Origin of the sequence: Ensifer sp. 22460 (genome assembly GCF_052044935.1) — a bacterium.
Classification (GTDB): Bacteria; Pseudomonadota; Alphaproteobacteria; order Rhizobiales; family Rhizobiaceae; genus Ensifer.
The window spans coordinates 23,947-39,665 of record NZ_JBQENZ010000011.1 but is presented as its reverse complement, the minus strand read 5'-3'; the positions used below and the strand labels follow the sequence as shown (position 1 = coordinate 39,665).

The following is a 15,719-nucleotide window of genomic DNA, read 5'->3' as shown; positions in this document are numbered from 1 at the left end:
CAATTACGGGTTGGTGTCGATCGGTTCGGGAGGAGGCGTGCGATGAGGACCGCACGACCAGGACCGGTCAGGACAAGGAAAACCAAAGGGAGGGAATTCATGAAAAACAGAATCCTACAGCTTTGCGCGACCGTTGCGGGCATCGCGGTCGGGCTTGTGGCCGCAACGTCTGCGAACGCCGCGACGACGCTTGAAACGGTCAAGGCGCGCGGCAAGCTGATCTGTGGCGTCTCGATGAGCACGCCGGGCTTTGCCACCGCGGATGCGAAGGGTCACATGGGGGGCTTCGACGTCGACGTCTGCCGTGCCGTGGCCGCCGCCGTTTTCGGCGATCCGGAAAAGGTCGATTTCGTCCTGACGAACATCAATACGCGCTTCCAGGCGCTCCAGTCCGGCGAGATCGACATGCTGTCGCGCCAGACGACCCTTACCTTCTCGCGCGAAGTCTCGCTCGGCCTCGATTTCGGGCCGACCGTCTTCTACGACGGCCAGGGGCTGATGGTGCCGAAGTCGCTCGGCGTCAACAGCGCCAAGGAACTGACGGATGCTGCGATCTGCACGCTGCCGGGCACCACGACCGCGCAGAACCTCAGCGACTTCTTTCGCTCGATCGGCGGCAAGTTCGAACTGGTCGTCTTTGAAAACCCGGACGAAAACCGCAACGCCTTCTTCTCCGGTCGTTGCGAAGCGATCTCATCCGACCGTTCGGACCTCGCTTCGATCCGCGCCGTTGCCAACAACCCGGATGATTACGTCGTCCTGCCGGAAACCATCTCCAAGGAGCCGCTGGCGCCTGCTGTTCGCCAGAACGATTCCAACTGGCGTGACATCGTATCCTGGTCCGCCTGGATGCTGATGGCGGCCGAGGAGCGCGGCATCACCCAGGCCAATGTCGACGAGATGGTCAAGAGCGAGGATCCGGAGATCCAGCGCATGCTCGGCGTGAACGAAGAACTCGGCAAGATGCTGAACCTCGACAACAAGTGGGGCTACAACATCATCAAGGGTGTGGGAAACTATGGTGAAGTGTTCGAGCGCAATCTCGGCACCAGGACCGCTCTCGGCCTGACGCGCGGCCCGAACACGCGCTGGAGCGAGGGTGGCCTGCTCTACGCACCGCCGTTCCGTTGAGATTGACAGGCCCGCGCTCAAGCGCGGGCCCACCTTTCTGCTGCAGAAATTCAAAGTGCCAAAGCGACCTCTGCGCCCGGCAAGACCCGCGGCGCTGTAGATCCTGCCTAAGGGACGGGTGCCGATGCCCCTGTTTTATGATGCGCGCATTCGCGCCTATCTCTATCAAGTGATCGCCATCGGCGTCGTACTGCTCATCGCCTGGGTGATGTTCAGCACCGCAAGCGCCAATCTTGCCAAGCAGGATATCGCGACCGGTTTCGGCTTCCTGGCGCGCCAGGCCGGTTTCGTCATCACGGAAACCGCGATCACCTACGAGCCGACCGATCCGATCGGCCGTGCGATCCTCGTCGGCATTGCCAATACGGGCAAAGTCTCGCTGCTCGCGGCACTGCTGGGCACCATTCTCGGTCTGCTGGTCGGCATCGGGCGGCTGTCGCACAATCCCGTGCTGTCACGGCTGATGCTTGCCTATGTGGAAGCGCTCCGCAACGTGCCGCTGCTGCTCTACCTGCTGCTCTGGTATTCGCTGATCATCTCCGCCTTTCCGCCGGTCAAGCAGGCGATCCAGATGCTTCCGGGTGTGTTCCTGTCGAACAGCGGCTTGGTCATGCCCGCCCTGCACTGGGAGAGCGGATTTTCGGCAATGGTCACGGCTCTCGTTGTCGGCATCGTTGCGGCCGCTTCCGTTGCACGGATTCTCGGCCGCAGGCGCGTCGTCACCGGCAAGGACAGACCGATTGCCTTAATCGCGACGATCGCGCTTCTTCTGCCGCTCGTGGCAGCATTGCTGCTCGGCAACATTTCCGTCACCTGGGATGTGCCTGAGCTCGGCCGGTTCCGCTTGAGCGGCGGCTATCATCTGCGCCCGGAGTTCGTGGCGCTTCTCCTCGGGCTGACGCTTAGCGTGTCGGCCAACGTTGCGGAGATCGTCCGGGCCGGCATCCAGGCGGTCAGCAAGGGACAGTGGGAGGCCGCGACGGCGCTTGGTCTGTCACGCGCGCGCACCCTGAAGCTGGTGATCCTGCCGCAGGCGCTGAGGATCATCATCCCGCCTCTAACCAACACCTATCTGACCGTCTTCAAGAACAGCTCGCTCGCGATCGCCATCGGCTATCCGGACCTGGTGATGGTTTCGAACACGATCATGAACCAGACCGGGCAGGCGATTGAATCCATTGCCATTTTCATGGGCGTCTATCTCGGGCTGTCGATCCTCATCTCGCTGGTGATGAACTGGTACAATGCCAAGGTCGCGCTGAGGGAGCGCTGAGCAATGACACAGATCGATACCCTCATCGGCGACGCATCGCTTAGGTCCCATCACGAGGCGCCACCGGCACCGAAAGGTCGCTGGCTCAGCGCCTATTTCGGAACACCCGGCAACGCGCTGATCACCATCCTGTGCCTCGGCACGATTTTCGCTGTTGCGAAACTGGCGATCGGCTGGCTGTTCATCGATGCCACCTTTGTCGGCACGCCGGCGGAATGCAAGGTGACAAATGGCGCCTGTTGGCCGTTCCTGTCGGCGAAGATGCGCTACATCTTCTTCGGCTTCTATCCGTTCGAGGAGCAATGGCGGCCGCTGACCGCGATGCTCTTGTTCCTCGGCGCCTGTGCCGTCTCGATGGTCCCGAAGCTCTGGGGACGGGCGCTGTTGATCGCCTGGATCGCAGTCGTCCTGCCGGTGCTCTATGTGCTGATGGCGGGCGGGTTCTTTGGCCTGACGGTCGTGCCGACGACGCAATGGGGCGGGCTGCCGCTCTCCTTCATGCTTTCCTTCATCGGCCTTGCCTGCGCGCTGCCGCTTGGGATCGCGCTTGCGCTTGCGCGCGCCTCCAGCCTTCCAGCCATCCGCATCCTGGGGGTCAGCTTCATCGAGATCGTGCGCGGCGTGCCGCTGATCAGCATCCTGTTCATGGCAACGGTCATGCTGCCGCTGTTCATGCCCGATGGCATCACCATCGATAAGCTCATCCGCGCCCAGGTGGCGATCATCCTCTTTGCCGCCGCCTATATCGCCGAGATCGTCCGTGGCGGCTTGCAGGCGGTGCCCAACGGGCAGGTGGAGGCCGGACACTCGCTCGGTCTGCACTACTGGCAGATTATGCGCAAGATCGTGCTGCCGCAGGCGTTGAAGAAGGTCATCCCGCCGCTCGTCAGCCTCTTCATCGGCTTCTTCCAGGACACGACGCTGGTGACCATCGTCGGCTTGCTCGACTTCCTCGACACCGTGCGCACCGCCATGCGCGATCCGGAATGGCAGGGCATCGCGGTGCTGGAAGGCTATGTCTTCGCGGCCGTCGTCTATTTCATTTTCAGTGCTCTTATGGGAGCTTACAGCCGTTTCCTCGAACAATACTTCAGGACATCGCATGACTAAAGAGATCCATGTCATCCGCAAGGTGCACACGCTCGTCGCCTTCGACAGCGAGCGCGATGGCCACGTCTATTTGCACGACGCCGACATCGCCTATGACGACAAGGGCTTCGTCCATGTGGGCGGTCACTACGAAGGTCCGTTCGACAGTGAGAGTTCTGGCCGCGACCGGATGATCATGCCGGGCTTCATCAATGTCCATTGCCACTCCGGCGAAGAGCCGATCTCCAAGGGCATCTTCGAGGACACGGGCACGGCAGTCCTTTGGGGCAATGCGCTCTACGAATACTCCAATCTGCTGGAGATCGACGACGACGCGATCGAGGCATCGCTGACCGTCATGATCGGCGACCTGCTGCGAAGCGGCGTCACCACGCTGCTCGATATTGCCGGCCCGCATGAAAGCTGGCTGCCGACGCTCGCGCGAAGCGGCGCACGCGCCTTCGTCGCGCCGGGCTTCCGAGAGGCGCAGTGGCATGTCGAAGACAGCCACCGTCTCGAGTTCCGCTGGGACAAGGCGCGTGGGCGCGACGCTTTCGCTCGGGCTCTGGAGGTCGTCGATGCCGCGACAGCGCACCCCTCCGGTCGGCTTGGCGGCGTCGTCGCACCATCGCAGATTGAGACCTGCTCGCCGGAGCTGCTGCAGGATGCGGTGGCGGCGGCGCGCAAGCGCGGCGTTCCGGTCACCATCCACGCCGCCCAGACCATGGCCGAGCACGAGGAACTGTTGCGCCGGCACGGACTGACGGCCGTGCAATATCTCGAAAGCCTGGGCTTGCTCGGCAAGGACCTGATCCTCGGCCATTGCATCTTCGTCGACAGCCATTCCTGGACGCGCCAGCGCACGGAGATCGACCTACGTCTTCTGGCCGATCGCCAGACGACCGTCGCGCACTGCCCGGTCACCTTCTCGCGCAGCGGCATGGCGCTGGAATCGGTCGGCCGCTACCGTCGGGCAGGCGTCAACGTTGCGCTCGGAACGGACAGCTATCCCTTCAATATGCTGGAAGAAATGCGCCAGGCGATGATCTGTGCACGACTGTCCGGCAAGTCCGTCTTCGATGTCGCGACTGGTGATATCCTGGAGGCTGCAACCATCGCCGGCGCCAGGGCGCTCGGCCGTGATGACATCGGCCGCATCGCCGTTGGCTCCAAGGCGGATTTCCTCGTGGTCGATCTTCGCCACCACGCGATGCAGCCGGTCTACGATCCGCTGCGCAATCTCCTGCATTGTGCAGCCGAGCGGGCGATCGAGCGGGTCTATGTCGACGGAACCTGCGTCGTCAGCGGCGGACGGCCAACCCTGATCGACTACGATGGAGCGCTTGCGAAGCTGCAGGAGGCACAGGACTACGCCTGCCGGAAGGCGCCCGCAAACGACCCAAAGGGCCGCGGAATGCAGACGCTCGCGCCGCTGTCCTTGCCCATGGCCGGTCCGGGAAGGACGTAACCTCCCCACAATGCCGGCCGCCAGAAGAGGCGGGCGGTACAAATATCAGTAGAAAAGGCGGTGGGCGGCAAAGAGGCAGATCAGGATCGCCGCCGCCCCACCGGCCAACGTGCTCAGCCGCCGCTCAAGAAAATCACGGATCTCCTCGCCGAAGCGGCGCAGCAGCCAGGCGAGCAGGAAGAAGCGCGCGCCACGTGCAACGATCGCCGACACGATGAAAAAGCCGAGGTTGATGTTGGCAGAGCTTGCCGTAGAACTCCAGCAGCGGCCTTGCCAGCGCATCGAAGGCATAATGGCCGAGATACCAGCCGGCGACACCCCCGAGCACCGACGCGATGGTGGCTACAAGCGCGTAGCGCCACGCCCGCTCCGGGCGCGCCAGCGCCATCGGGATAAGGAGCAGATCCGCCGGGACCGGAAAGATCGAGCTTTCGACAAAGGCGATGATGCCGAGCCAGACAATGGCTGTCTCGTGTCGCGAGCGACATCGTCCAATCATAGAGGCGACGGAGCATGAATTACAATTCGCTGTTGGTGGTAGGCCCCTCTATAGGCGAGCGCGCGGGGTGTAAATGTGGCCGCCTTCGGCATTTGAGCGATTTCTTACGAAGTGCGAGGCATGGCCGCCGCTAAGCAACAGCCATGCGTGCATAACGGCTTGGCGGCTGCCCAACATGGCGGCTGAAGGCTGTGCTGAAGGTACTGGCTGAACTGTAGCCGACACGTTCGGCGACGGAGGCGAGATCGACGTCGCGTTGCCGCAGCAGATCCTTGGCGAGCGCCATGCGCCAGACGAGCAGATATTCCATCGGCGGCACGCCAACAGCGCGGGTGAAGCGCTCGAAGAACACGGAGCGGGAGAGTGCCGCCTCGCTCGCGAGTTCCGCCACGGTCCATGCGTGCGCCGGATCGGCGTGGATCTGACGAATGGCCGCCGCCAGCCGCGGGTCACCCAGGCCGCGCAACAGGCCGGGCGTTGCGCTTTCGCCTTGAATAGACCGAAGGGCCTCGATCAGCATGACTTCCACAAGCCGTGCCAGCACCAGGTCCCGGCCTGGTCGTTCGTCACGCGCCTCTTCGCCCACCAGACACACGAGTGTCGAAAGTCGGTCGATCCCGCGCAGATGCATCAATGTCGGCAGCAGCGAAACAAGCAGTCCGGCATCGGGCGAATCGAGGACGAAATAGCCGCCGAGCAGGCGCAGGTCCGGTTCGCCGTGTTGCCTGCCGTGGCGAACCTCGCCGGTCGGCGCCGGCATCCCCTTGGGGTCGATGAAGGTCGGCTGAACCGGATCGAACCCCGAAAGTGTGAAACCCGGTGTTGCCGGCAGCAGCACGAAATCTCCGGCCTCCAATGTGACCGGTACCTCGCCATCGACGGCCAGCCGGCAAGCCCCCTCGATGACGGTGCAGAAGCTCGGCTGCCCGAAATCGGCATAGCGCACGGCCCAGCGGCCGGCGCCGCTGATACCCTTGGAGAAGACCGTGCGCGGACGAAGAAGCTGAATGAGTTGCGAGAGTGGATCGACCATGTCAGGACGATAGCAAATGAAATCAGGACTTCAAACCGTAGATCGTCCAGAGCGGAGGCGATATCTCTTTTCCATCAAAACAACTGACAGGAAATCGCGATGAAGACCGTACTGATTACCGGCTGCTCCTCCGGCTACGGGCTGGAGACGGCACGGCGCTTTCATACCGAGGGCTGGAACGTGATAGCCACGATGCGCAGACCGCGGCGAGACATTCTGCCGAAATCCGAGCGGCAGCGTGTTCTGGCCCTCGATGTCACCGACCCCGACAGCATCGCGGCTGCGATCGAGGAAGCCGGCCCGATCGACGTGCTCGTCAACAATGCCGGCATCGGCATGGTGGGCGCCTTCGAGGCGACCCCGATGTCCCATATCCGCAAGGTTTTCGACACCAATACCTTCGGTGTGATGGCGATGACCCAGGCGGTGATACCGCAGTTTCGCGCCCGCCGATCGGGCGTCGTGGTCAACGTCACTTCCACCGTGACGCTTGCTTCCATGCCGCTCGCCGCAGCCTATACCGCCAGCAAGACGGCGATCGCCGGCTTCACCGGCTCGCTCGCCCACGAACTGGAGGCTTTCAACGTCAGGGTCAAACTGGTCGAGCCCGGCTACGCGCCGACCACCCGCTTCGCCCACAACACCACTATGCGCGTCGAGGATCTGATTCCGGCGGCCTATGCGGATTTCGCCGCACTTCTCTTCGCGCAGTTTGCCGCCCCGCCCTTGGTCACGACCGAGACCGATGTGGCCGAGGCTGTCTGGCAGGCGGCGAACGATCGGTCCGGCCAGCTCCACTTCCCGGCTGGCGCCGACGCCGTGGCGCTTGCCAAGGCGAGCTGATCGCGCCTTCCGATACGGGACAGCACGCGGCCCGTGCAGGCGCTAGGCGATCAGTCGGAGACGCGCGCCTGTCTCCGTCTGGTTGCGTACGCCGGATGTCGTGCGGAAGCGCTCGACGAGATCGAAGAGGCGGGATGCCTGGCTTGAGAGCCGAAGAGTCATGGCGGTGCTGTCTTCAACCATCGCATTGTTCTGCTGCGTCACCGCGTCGAGCGACAGCATGGTCTGGTTGATGTGCTGCAGGTCGTTTGCCTGGTCGCGTGCGTCGCCGGCAATCTGCTGTGTCTGCTCGTTGATTGCATGGATCTGGCCGGAGATCTCGTCGAGGGCATCGCCTGCCGCCCGCACCAGCGAAACACCCTTCGTCACTTCCTCGGCCGACGTGGTGATAATCGCCTTGATTTCCCGGGCGGCGAGGGCGGACTTCTGTGCGAGCTCCCGCACTTCATGCGCGACGACCGCAAAGCCCTTGCCCGCTTCGCCGGCACGGGCCGCTTCGACCCCCGCGTTCAGGGCCAGCAGGTTGGTCTGAAACGCGATGTCGTTGATGGTGCCTATGATCTGGGAAATGGCGACCGATCCCTTCTCGATCTGGGCCATGGCGCCGACGGCGTTCATGACCACCTGACCGGAGCGGTCGGAGCTCGCTTTAGCCGCAGCGGCGATCGTCGTGGCCGATGAGGCGTGCTCGGCAGTGCGCCCGATGGTGGTGGTGATGGCGCTCAGGGCCGCAGTTGCTTCTTCCAACGTCGCGGCCTGATGCTCGGTGCGCTTGGCGAGTTGGCCGATGGCATCGCGCATCTCGCCGGTCTCGCCGTCGATCTCAGCGCTTCTCGCCTTCACGTCGCCAAGCGTGACGGTAAGGCTTTCCAGCGACAGATTGAAGTCCGAGCGCAGACGGTCGAAACCGGCGCCGAAGGGCCGGTCGATGCGTGCGGTCAGGTCGCCTTGCGACAACCGTTCGAGCCCCGACGCCAGCATCTCTACGGCCTCGTTGATCTGGCGCGCCACCTCGGACTGGGTCATCTCTCGGACTTGTCGTTCCTCTTCGATCATGGTCCGCGTTTCCGCCGCCTGGGTTTCAAGGCGGGCGCGATCGAGAAGCGCGTCGCGGAAGACGAGGACGGAACGGGCCATGTCACCGATCTCGTCCTTGCGGTTCCGGCCGACGCCGCCGATCGTCGTGTCGCCGTCGGCGAGTTGGCTCATGTCCTGAACGAGGCCGGTGATCGGGCGCGTCAGCCGGCGCGAATACCAGATGGAAATTGCCAGCGCTGCCGCGAGGACGGCCAGAGCCGTCGCGAGCGTCCAGTTGCGCAAGGCGGCGACGGCGGCAAAGGCTTCCCGTGAAGTCATGACCGCGGCCATGGTCCAGCGCGTGCCGAAAGCATCGAGGCTTGTGGCAGCCATCTGCGCTTCCTCGCCGCGGAAATCGGCGAGCCTACTGCTGACGATGACATCTTCCGCCGGCTGGTCCGGCGAGACCCGGGTCTTAAGGATATCGTTGTCGGGTGTGGTAGCGCTGTCAGTGAGGAAAAATCCGTTGCCGTCGAGAAGGATCGTTTCGCCAGTCTCGCCAAGGCCCGTGCGGTTGCCGACGATCTCTCCGATGCGCGCGTCCGGCATCTCCAGGATCAAGGTACCGATCTTGCCGTCGATCGATTCCAGCGGGATGGCGATGAACGCCGCGGGGCTGCCGCCGAGCGGTGCATAGGCCTCGTAGGAGGCAAAGGCCAGTTTGCTCTTGTCTGTTCCCTCGGCGGTTTCGCGGAAGATGCGACCAAGCCCCGTGTCCTTCCAGGAGCCGTCCTTGAGGCTGACGGCAAAGTTACCCTTCTTGTTGAGGGAGTAGACAACGTCACCGCTGAGATTGGCGAGCAGCACGTCGCGATAGCCGTGGGCTTCCGCGAAGCGGCGGAAATACGGGTGATAGCGCGCATGGAGCGCGTCGTAGTCGTCGATGCCAGCGGTACTGTAGAGCGCGCGCTTGTCATCGAGATTGGGGTTTTCCGTGAGGTAACGGCGCTGCAATTTGCTCTCGGCCTTGTCGCCGAACTTGGCGGCAGCGCCATTTAGATCGCTGAGCGCCTTGGCGACGGATTTCTGCGCCTGCAGATTGCGCAGGTCGTTTTCCACGGTGGTGAGATAGTGGCGAAGCTCGTTGCGGCGGGCATCGGCGAGCGCCTCCAGCTTTTCAATCGCCGCGCGCGACGACAGGTCGCCGCTGACCGTCAGGCTGGCAAGACTGGTCGCAGCAATGGAGAAGGCAGCCAGAGCCGCCGCTGCGAGGGGTAGCTTCGCGGACAAACGCATAACAATCACCGGGCTTGAAGGGGAGGAGGCCATGCCAAAGGGCTGGTCGCGACGCCTCATGCGCCCGGCGGGAGAGCTCCCGCGCGGAGAGTTATACGGTCGTATGTTACAGTTTGATGACGTCCTGATGACATCGCGAAAGATTGTCTGTGGACGACAGCCGAACTATCTGGGTACGGTACCGGACAAGAATATCTCAGCGCAAATTTCGGCCCGGGTGATGATTGTCGCTTCGTCGATCGCGTTCACGCGTCCCATCATGACAGCGCGTTGCGGCTCCATCGCCATCATTCCGCGCAACATGCCCGCCGTCTGATAGGGGCAGACGATCACCAGCCGGCCGGCCTCCGATTGCCTCTTAAGCCACTGCTCCAGCGTCGCATTCGTCCGCTCGATCGCCTTTTCCCAGAATGTGGCGGCAATCTGCGGAAAGCGCTCGGCCTCGGCGAGCACCAGACGGATGATGGCGATCGTGTCTGCCGCAAGCACGAGGTGCCCGTAGGCGGCGAGCAGGCGCACCAGACCTGCCTTCAAGCTCATGGCGTCCAGATTCTCCTCGTCAACTTCGATAACGAACTCGTCGATCCTGAGCGAGATGACACGTTCGAAAAGATCGGCCTTGGTGGGAAAGAGGCGATAGAGCGTCTTGGTGGAGACGCGGGAATTCTGGGCGATGACGTTGATGTTGGCGGTCTCATAACCGAGGTCGCAGAATTGCCTTTCGGCGGCAAGGATGATCACCTTGCGGGTCTCGTCGTCAGATCGGACCTGGGGTCGGCCACGGGAACGCGGCGATTTCTGGTTTTCGACCATGTCGACTTTCCAAATTCCTCGGCAATTTTTAGTCGTTGCCAGATGGGAAAGCAAATGTTTTCCGAAGCAGGCGTGTGCATAGCCGCAGAGTTCCCTGTCTTTGGCGGATATTGCGACCTCTGCGAACACGCCCTAGCTTTGCGATATGGCGACGTCGAAGCTCAAGACCTACCGCGCAAGGCGGGATTTCTCCAGGACGCCGGAGCCTGCTGGAATAACCGGCGGGGAGGGCAATCGTTTTGTCGTGCACAAGCACCACGCCACGGCCGATCATTATGATCTGAGGCTTCAGGTCGGCGATGTGCTGAAAAGCTGGGCGGTCCCCAGGGGGCCGTCACTCAATCCCGCCGACAAGCGTCTGGCGGTCGAGACCGAAGATCATCCGCTCGACTATATCGACTTCGAGGGCGTCATTCCGGAAGGCGAGTATGGCGGTGGGCCGATGATCGTCTGGGATACCGGCGTCTGGGCGCCGATGGACGATATCGACAAGAGCGTCAGGACCGGCGCCTTCAAGTTCCGTCTGGCCGGCGAAAAGCTCAATGGCGGCTGGATGCTGACACGGCTGAAGCCGAAGCCGGGTGAGGAGGATCAACGTAACTGGCTGCTTTTCAAGGAACATGACCTTGCAGCCGAACCTGATGTCGACATCCTGACGTCGCGTCCCGAAAGCGTGAAAAGCGGCAGGCGGATCGAGGAACTGGTCGAGCCGCCGAAGAGGCCGGCAAAGCGGGTCGTACTTAAACCCGGCGCGCTGCCGGGTGCGGTGAAGGGCCCAAAGCCGCAGCGGATCGAGCCGCAGCTTGCCAGCCCAACACCGAAGCCGCCGGGCGGTCCATCGGAGAAGCCGGTCTGGCTGCACGAGATCAAGTTCGATGGCTATCGGACCATGGCGGATATTTCGGGCGGCAACATCAGGCTGATCACCCGCAACGGGCTGGACTGGACGAAGCGTTACGGCGACCTTCCCGATGCCTTCCGCAAGCTGCCTTGCCGTGAGGCGATCATCGACGGCGAGATCGTCGTTCTAGACGACAGGGGCATCAGCCGTTTCGCTCTGTTGCAGGACGCGCTTTCGACAGGCGTCGACAGCAAGCTCGTCTTCTATGCTTTCGATATCCTCCATCTCGAAGGGTGGAACCTGACCGAGGTCCCGTTGGAAAGGCGCAAGGCGCTGCTGGCGCAATTGCTCGAGGGGCAGGTATCCAGCCGTTCGGCCATCCAGTTCAGCGACCATGTCGAAGGCGATGGACACGGGCTTTACGACCAAGCCTCGGAGTTGGGGCTGGAGGGGATCGTTTCGAAGCGAGCCTCGGCACCCTATCGAAGTGGTCGCACGCAGACCTGGACCAAGACGAAGGCGTTCCAGTTCGGTGATTTCGTGATCGCCGGATACACCACTTCCGAGGCGGCCGAAGGCCTTGCTTCTCTCGCACTCGGCGAGTGGGAGGAGGGCGAGCTGCACTATCGCGGCAAGGTCGGAACCGGGTTCGATGCGGCGACGGCCAAGCAGTTGCTGACCCGGCTGGAGGCGTTGCGCGGCGACGCGGCGGCGCTGGAAGGCGCGCCGAAGGAAATCACCTGGGTTCGGCCGGTGCTGAGCGCCCGTGTCCATTATTCCAACCGCACGACCGACAATGTGCTGCGCCATGCGGTGTTCAAGGGGCTTCGTGATGTCGAGCTTTCGGCACCGGCGCGTGCAACGCGCAAGCGGCTGATCACGGATGCCGATCTCGCAAGCATCCAGGTCACCAACGCCGATCGTCGAGTGTTCGGCAAGTCCGGGCCGACCAAGCTCGACATCGCCGTCTACTATGCGCTCGTCGGCGACTTCATGCTGCCTCATATCCTCGGTCGGCCCGTGTCTCTCTTCCGTTGCCCGACGGGAAAGCGTGCAGACTGCTTCTTCCAGCGTCATCCCTTTACCGGCATGCCGCCCTCGATCATCAGCTTCAACTCGACCAACTCCGAGGGCGAAACCAATTCCTTCCTCTCGATCGAAGGCACGAAGGGCTATCTGGCGCTCGCTCAGTTCGGCGTGATCGAGCTTCATAGCTGGGGCACGAAGCGTGAGCGGCTGGAAAAACCCGACCGCATCGTCTTCGATCTCGACCCCGGCCAAGGCATCGCCTGGCGCGATGTGGTCGAGGCAGCCGTCCATATCCGCGGTGAGCTGGAAGAGCTCGGCCTCGTTCCCTTCGTGAAGACGTCAGGCGGCAGCGGCATCCATGTGGTCGTGCCGGTGACGCCGAAACTCGACTGGAAGAAGACGCACCAGGCGACGAGCGCGATCGCGACGCGGCTGGCCGCAACCGCGCCGCAAACCTTCACCACCACGATGGGCAAGGAAAACCGTATCAAGCGGATCTTCATCGATTTTCATCGCAATGCCCGCAGCCATACGGCGGCCGCGCCCTATTCGCTACGGGCGCGCACGAACCTGCCGGCCTCGACGCCGCTCAACTGGGCGGATCTTGAGACTATCGACGCTCCTGAGGATTTGAACTATTCTTCGCTTCCTGGACTTCTGGATACTTTCGGCGATCCCTGGGCGGATATCGACGACTTTGCCAAGGATTTGCCGCTTCTGTCCGAAACGAGGACGTAATGCGTTTGGCCGCGTAGGAGACAATCATGGCGCCCAGGGCAAGTTGGAAAGGTTATCTTAAACTCAGTCTCGTCAGTTGCCCCGTGAGGCTCTATCCGGCGACCAGCTCGAGCGAACGCATCAGCTTCAATCAGCTTCACAAGGACACCCACAACCGGATCAACATGAAGCCGGTCGACCCGGAGCTCGGCCTCGTCGAGCGCTCGGACCTGGTCAAGGGTTACGAATACGAAGACAAGAAATACATCATCATCGAGGACGCGGACCTCGAAAGTGTCAGGATTGAGTCCAATCACACCATGAACATCGAGGCCTTCGTCGATGAGGGCTCCGTCGATGTGATCTACCAGGATGCGCCCTACTATCTGGCGCCCGATGGCGCGATGGCCGAGGAAACCTTCGTTGTCCTGCGCGAGGCGTTGAAGAAGAGCGGCAAGCTGGCGATCGCGCGGCTAGTTCTTTCGAGCCGCGAGCGGGTGGTGACGATCGGTTCACGCGAAACCGGAATGTTCGTGTGTACTCTGAGAAACCCGAGCGAAGTGCGTGGTACCGCTGAGTATTTCGGCAACATCCCCGTCGGTCATCCCGACCCCGAAATGCTGCAGCTGGCCGAAGCGCTGATCCAGCAGAAGATGACGGTCTTTGATCCTAAGAATTACGAGGACCGCTACGAGATCGCGCTGATGAAGATGATCCGCGAGAAACTTAAAGGTCATAAGCCTATCATTGCGGCCGCACCGGAACGTGGCAACGTCATCAATCTCATGGATGCCCTGAAGGCGAGCCTGTCGCAGTCGAAGCCACCGGCAAAGAGCAAGTCCAAGGCCGAGCCGGCGGCGAAGGAAACGGCCAAGGCGGCAACCTCGACTGCGGCCAAGCGGACGGCGGCAAAACCGACCGCGAAGAAGAAAGCCTGATGGCGATTGCAGGCCAGACATTCGGCATCGTTGGGGGCCTCTCGGCCTTCCCGCGGCGACTTGTGGCGCGGGAAGTGGAGCGACAGTTCGGCCACTTGCGGCGCGGCGTTACGCGCCAGACGACGTATCTGGTGTTCGGCCGGAACCTGCTGGCGAAGTCGAGCGAAGCGGAGATCGAGGCGCGTTTCGATGCGGAACATGCGGCGGGGCGATGGCTCGTCAGCGAGAACGGCTTCCTTCGCCTTCTAGGGCTGATGTCGGTGCCTGTAGCGTCCGCACTCACACGTCAGTCTCTCATCGATCAGGCCAAGCTTTCTCCGAGGACCTTCGATCTCCTGTCCCTGTTCGATGCTTTCGAACATGACAGCGAGCCCTTTTCGTTCCGTGATCTCATCCTCGCCAGAAAGTATGCGGAACTGATTGGAAGCGGTGCGAATTGGAGCGCCATCGTCCGATCCGTTCATCGTTCGGGACAGGTCGCTTCTTTGACGGCGCTTTCGCTGCATAGTGGCGGTCCCGATGCGATCTACGCGCGGAGTGCCGAGGGGCTGAGCGAGCTCAATGGGCAATTGCTCTTCGATCTCGGCGCGCCCGATGATGCCGCCCTGGAAGATCTCTTTGATCTGGCCGAGGAGGCGGAGGCGAATGGCGACTACGAAGAGGCCGCCACCTTCTATCAGCGCTATCTCGCCATGGACCGGACGGATTCGGTTGCGGCTTTCAACCGTGCCAATTGCCTGAAGGCTGCGGGACGGGAGCTGGATGCGGCGCATGACTACGCCCGTGCCATCAAACTCGATCCATCCTTCGTCGAGGCGTGGTTCAACCTCGCCGGGCTGATGAGTGAACGGGGAAGGATCGACGCTGCCCGCAGGCACCTCAAGAAGGCAATCGAACTCGACGGCGACTATGCCGACGCGGTATTTAATCTGGCGAAACTCGAATTCGATGCCGGTGATCTCGGTGAAGCCAGGCGCTGGTGGAGTCGCTATCTCGAACTCGATAGCGATAGCGAATGGGCGCGAACGGCGGAACGCGGCGTGCAATATGTCGATCTGCAAGGCCGTCCAAGGACAGCGGGCTGATATGGGCGACAAATTCCTTTTCGACGGACCTGATGATGCAGCCGTCACCATCCTTCTTGCCCATGGCGCCGGCGCGCCGATGGATTCCGCATCAATGACTGCGACCGCCAAGGCGCTTGCAGCCGCCGGCTTCCGCGTCGCCCGCTTCGAGTTCGGGTACATGGCGGCGCGGCGGACGTCGGACGGGCGCAAGCCCCCGCCGCGCGCCGAGACGCTCAATCCGGAATATGTCGCCGCCATCGAAGCGCTTGATGCAAAGGGGCCGCTCATCATCGGCGGCAAGTCGATGGGTGGGCGAGTAGCGAGCATGGTCGCCGACCAACTCCATGCGACCGGCAAGATCACCGGGCTGCTCTGCCTCGGCTATCCCTTCCACCCGCCGGCAAAGCCCGAGCAGTTGCGCACCAAACATTTGGCTGGGTTGAAGACGCCAACCCTGATTTGCCAGGGAACCCGTGACGAGTTCGGCACGCGCGAGGAGGTTCCGGGCTATACGCTTTCCGACGCGATCGAAGTCCTGTGGCTCGAGGACGGCGACCATGACCTCAAGCCGCGCAAGAGCCTTTCCGGCTTTTCGACGGCCGATCATTTGAGGACCGTGGCCGATGCGGTGGCAGCCTGGGTCGCCCGCCTGACGCTCTGATCTG

At 62.4% G+C, this 15,719-nt stretch carries 12 protein-coding genes and 1 pseudogene; 9 read left to right on the top strand and 4 right to left on the bottom strand.

Going from position 1 to position 15,719, the window contains the following annotated elements; genetic code table 11:
- The first annotated feature begins 99 nt into the window (after nt 1-99).
- The 4 genes from ACTJKM_RS15600 to ACTJKM_RS15585 all read left to right on the top strand — a co-directional run bounded on the left by ACTJKM_RS15600 (nt 100) and on the right by ACTJKM_RS15585 (nt 4,961).
- Entirely contained in the window at nt 100-1,131 is a 1,032-nt protein-coding gene (locus ACTJKM_RS15600; RefSeq protein ID WP_440660568.1) for an amino acid ABC transporter substrate-binding protein, read from the top strand.
- 124 nt (nt 1,132-1,255) lie between these two features.
- Nucleotides 1,256-2,404, top strand: coding sequence for an amino acid ABC transporter permease (locus ACTJKM_RS15595; protein WP_440660567.1), 1,149 nt, complete (start codon nt 1,256-1,258; stop codon nt 2,402-2,404).
- 3 nt (nt 2,405-2,407) lie between these two features.
- Entirely contained in the window at nt 2,408-3,514 is a 1,107-nt protein-coding gene (locus ACTJKM_RS15590; RefSeq protein ID WP_440637314.1) for an amino acid ABC transporter permease, read from the top strand.
- Nucleotides 3,507-4,961, top strand: coding sequence for an amidohydrolase family protein (locus tag ACTJKM_RS15585; protein WP_113511586.1), 1,455 nt, complete (start codon nt 3,507-3,509; stop codon nt 4,959-4,961). The genes ACTJKM_RS15590 and ACTJKM_RS15585 overlap by 8 nt, the downstream gene beginning before the upstream one ends.
- A gap of 45 nt (nt 4,962-5,006) precedes the next feature.
- Here the strand turns inward: ACTJKM_RS15585 and ACTJKM_RS15580 are convergent.
- Nucleotides 5,007-5,476: pseudogene (locus ACTJKM_RS15580) on the bottom strand (YqaA family protein).
- Between the two features lie 114 nt (nt 5,477-5,590).
- Nucleotides 5,591-6,493 carry an AraC family transcriptional regulator gene (locus ACTJKM_RS15575; protein ID WP_440660565.1) on the bottom strand — a complete coding sequence of 301 codons (903 nt, stop codon included), beginning with the start codon at nt 6,491-6,493 and terminating at the stop codon, nt 5,591-5,593.
- 99 nt (nt 6,494-6,592) lie between these two features.
- Here ACTJKM_RS15575 and ACTJKM_RS15570 point away from each other — a divergent pair, with 99 nt between their 5' ends.
- On the top strand, nt 6,593-7,336 hold the full coding sequence (locus ACTJKM_RS15570) for an SDR family oxidoreductase (protein WP_113511588.1): 744 nt from the start codon (nt 6,593-6,595) through the stop codon (nt 7,334-7,336).
- 42 nt (nt 7,337-7,378) lie between these two features.
- Here ACTJKM_RS15570 and ACTJKM_RS15565 read toward each other — a convergent pair whose 3' ends face one another.
- Both ACTJKM_RS15565 and ACTJKM_RS15560 read right to left on the bottom strand, forming a co-directional pair.
- Complete coding sequence (locus ACTJKM_RS15565; RefSeq protein ID WP_440660563.1) at nt 7,379-9,649, bottom strand: methyl-accepting chemotaxis protein; 2,271 nt, start codon at nt 9,647-9,649, stop codon at nt 7,379-7,381.
- 165 nt (nt 9,650-9,814) lie between these two features.
- Nucleotides 9,815-10,462: a TetR/AcrR family transcriptional regulator gene (locus ACTJKM_RS15560; protein ID WP_440660562.1), complete on the bottom strand. Its 648-nt coding sequence runs from the start codon at nt 10,460-10,462 to the stop codon at nt 9,815-9,817.
- Between the two features lie 145 nt (nt 10,463-10,607).
- Here ACTJKM_RS15560 and ligD point away from each other — a divergent pair, with 145 nt between their 5' ends.
- From ligD to ACTJKM_RS15540, 4 genes are read left to right on the top strand one after another with little or no spacing between them, the layout of a single operon-like run.
- Complete coding sequence (ligD, locus tag ACTJKM_RS15555) at nt 10,608-13,070, top strand: DNA ligase D (RefSeq protein ID WP_440660561.1); 2,463 nt, start codon at nt 10,608-10,610, stop codon at nt 13,068-13,070.
- A gap of 26 nt (nt 13,071-13,096) precedes the next feature.
- On the top strand, nt 13,097-13,987 hold the full coding sequence (gene ku, locus ACTJKM_RS15550) for a non-homologous end joining protein Ku (protein WP_058326299.1): 891 nt from the start codon (nt 13,097-13,099) through the stop codon (nt 13,985-13,987).
- The gene (locus ACTJKM_RS15545) at nt 13,987-15,072 is read left to right on the top strand and encodes a tetratricopeptide repeat protein (protein WP_058326298.1); all 1,086 of its coding nucleotides are present in this window, start codon (nt 13,987-13,989) and stop codon (nt 15,070-15,072) included. The genes ku and ACTJKM_RS15545 overlap by 1 nt, the downstream gene beginning before the upstream one ends.
- 1 nt (nt 15,073) lies before the next feature.
- Nucleotides 15,074-15,715: an alpha/beta hydrolase family protein gene (locus ACTJKM_RS15540; RefSeq protein ID WP_058326297.1), complete on the top strand. Its 642-nt coding sequence runs from the start codon at nt 15,074-15,076 to the stop codon at nt 15,713-15,715.
- The last annotated feature ends 4 nt before the right edge of the window (nt 15,716-15,719 follow it).

Coding starts and splice junctions, on each gene's coding strand:
- ACTJKM_RS15570 (WP_113511588.1), top strand. CDS start 6,593: ATGAAGACCGTACTGATTACCGGCTGCTCCTCCGGCTACGGGCTGGAG.
- ligD (WP_440660561.1), top strand. CDS start 10,608: ATGGCGACGTCGAAGCTCAAGACCTACCGCGCAAGGCGGGATTTCTCC.
- ACTJKM_RS15560 (WP_440660562.1), bottom strand. CDS start 10,462: ATGGTCGAAAACCAGAAATCGCCGCGTTCCCGTGGCCGACCCCAGGTC.
- ACTJKM_RS15595 (WP_440660567.1), top strand. CDS start 1,256: ATGCCCCTGTTTTATGATGCGCGCATTCGCGCCTATCTCTATCAAGTG.
- ACTJKM_RS15600 (WP_440660568.1), top strand. CDS start 100: ATGAAAAACAGAATCCTACAGCTTTGCGCGACCGTTGCGGGCATCGCG.
- ACTJKM_RS15565 (WP_440660563.1), bottom strand. CDS start 9,649: ATGCGTTTGTCCGCGAAGCTACCCCTCGCAGCGGCGGCTCTGGCTGCC.
- ACTJKM_RS15540 (WP_058326297.1), top strand. CDS start 15,074: ATGGGCGACAAATTCCTTTTCGACGGACCTGATGATGCAGCCGTCACC.
- ACTJKM_RS15590 (WP_440637314.1), top strand. CDS start 2,408: ATGACACAGATCGATACCCTCATCGGCGACGCATCGCTTAGGTCCCAT.
- ku (WP_058326299.1), top strand. CDS start 13,097: ATGGCGCCCAGGGCAAGTTGGAAAGGTTATCTTAAACTCAGTCTCGTC.
- ACTJKM_RS15575 (WP_440660565.1), bottom strand. CDS start 6,493: ATGGTCGATCCACTCTCGCAACTCATTCAGCTTCTTCGTCCGCGCACG.
- ACTJKM_RS15585 (WP_113511586.1), top strand. CDS start 3,507: ATGACTAAAGAGATCCATGTCATCCGCAAGGTGCACACGCTCGTCGCC.
- ACTJKM_RS15545 (WP_058326298.1), top strand. CDS start 13,987: ATGGCGATTGCAGGCCAGACATTCGGCATCGTTGGGGGCCTCTCGGCC.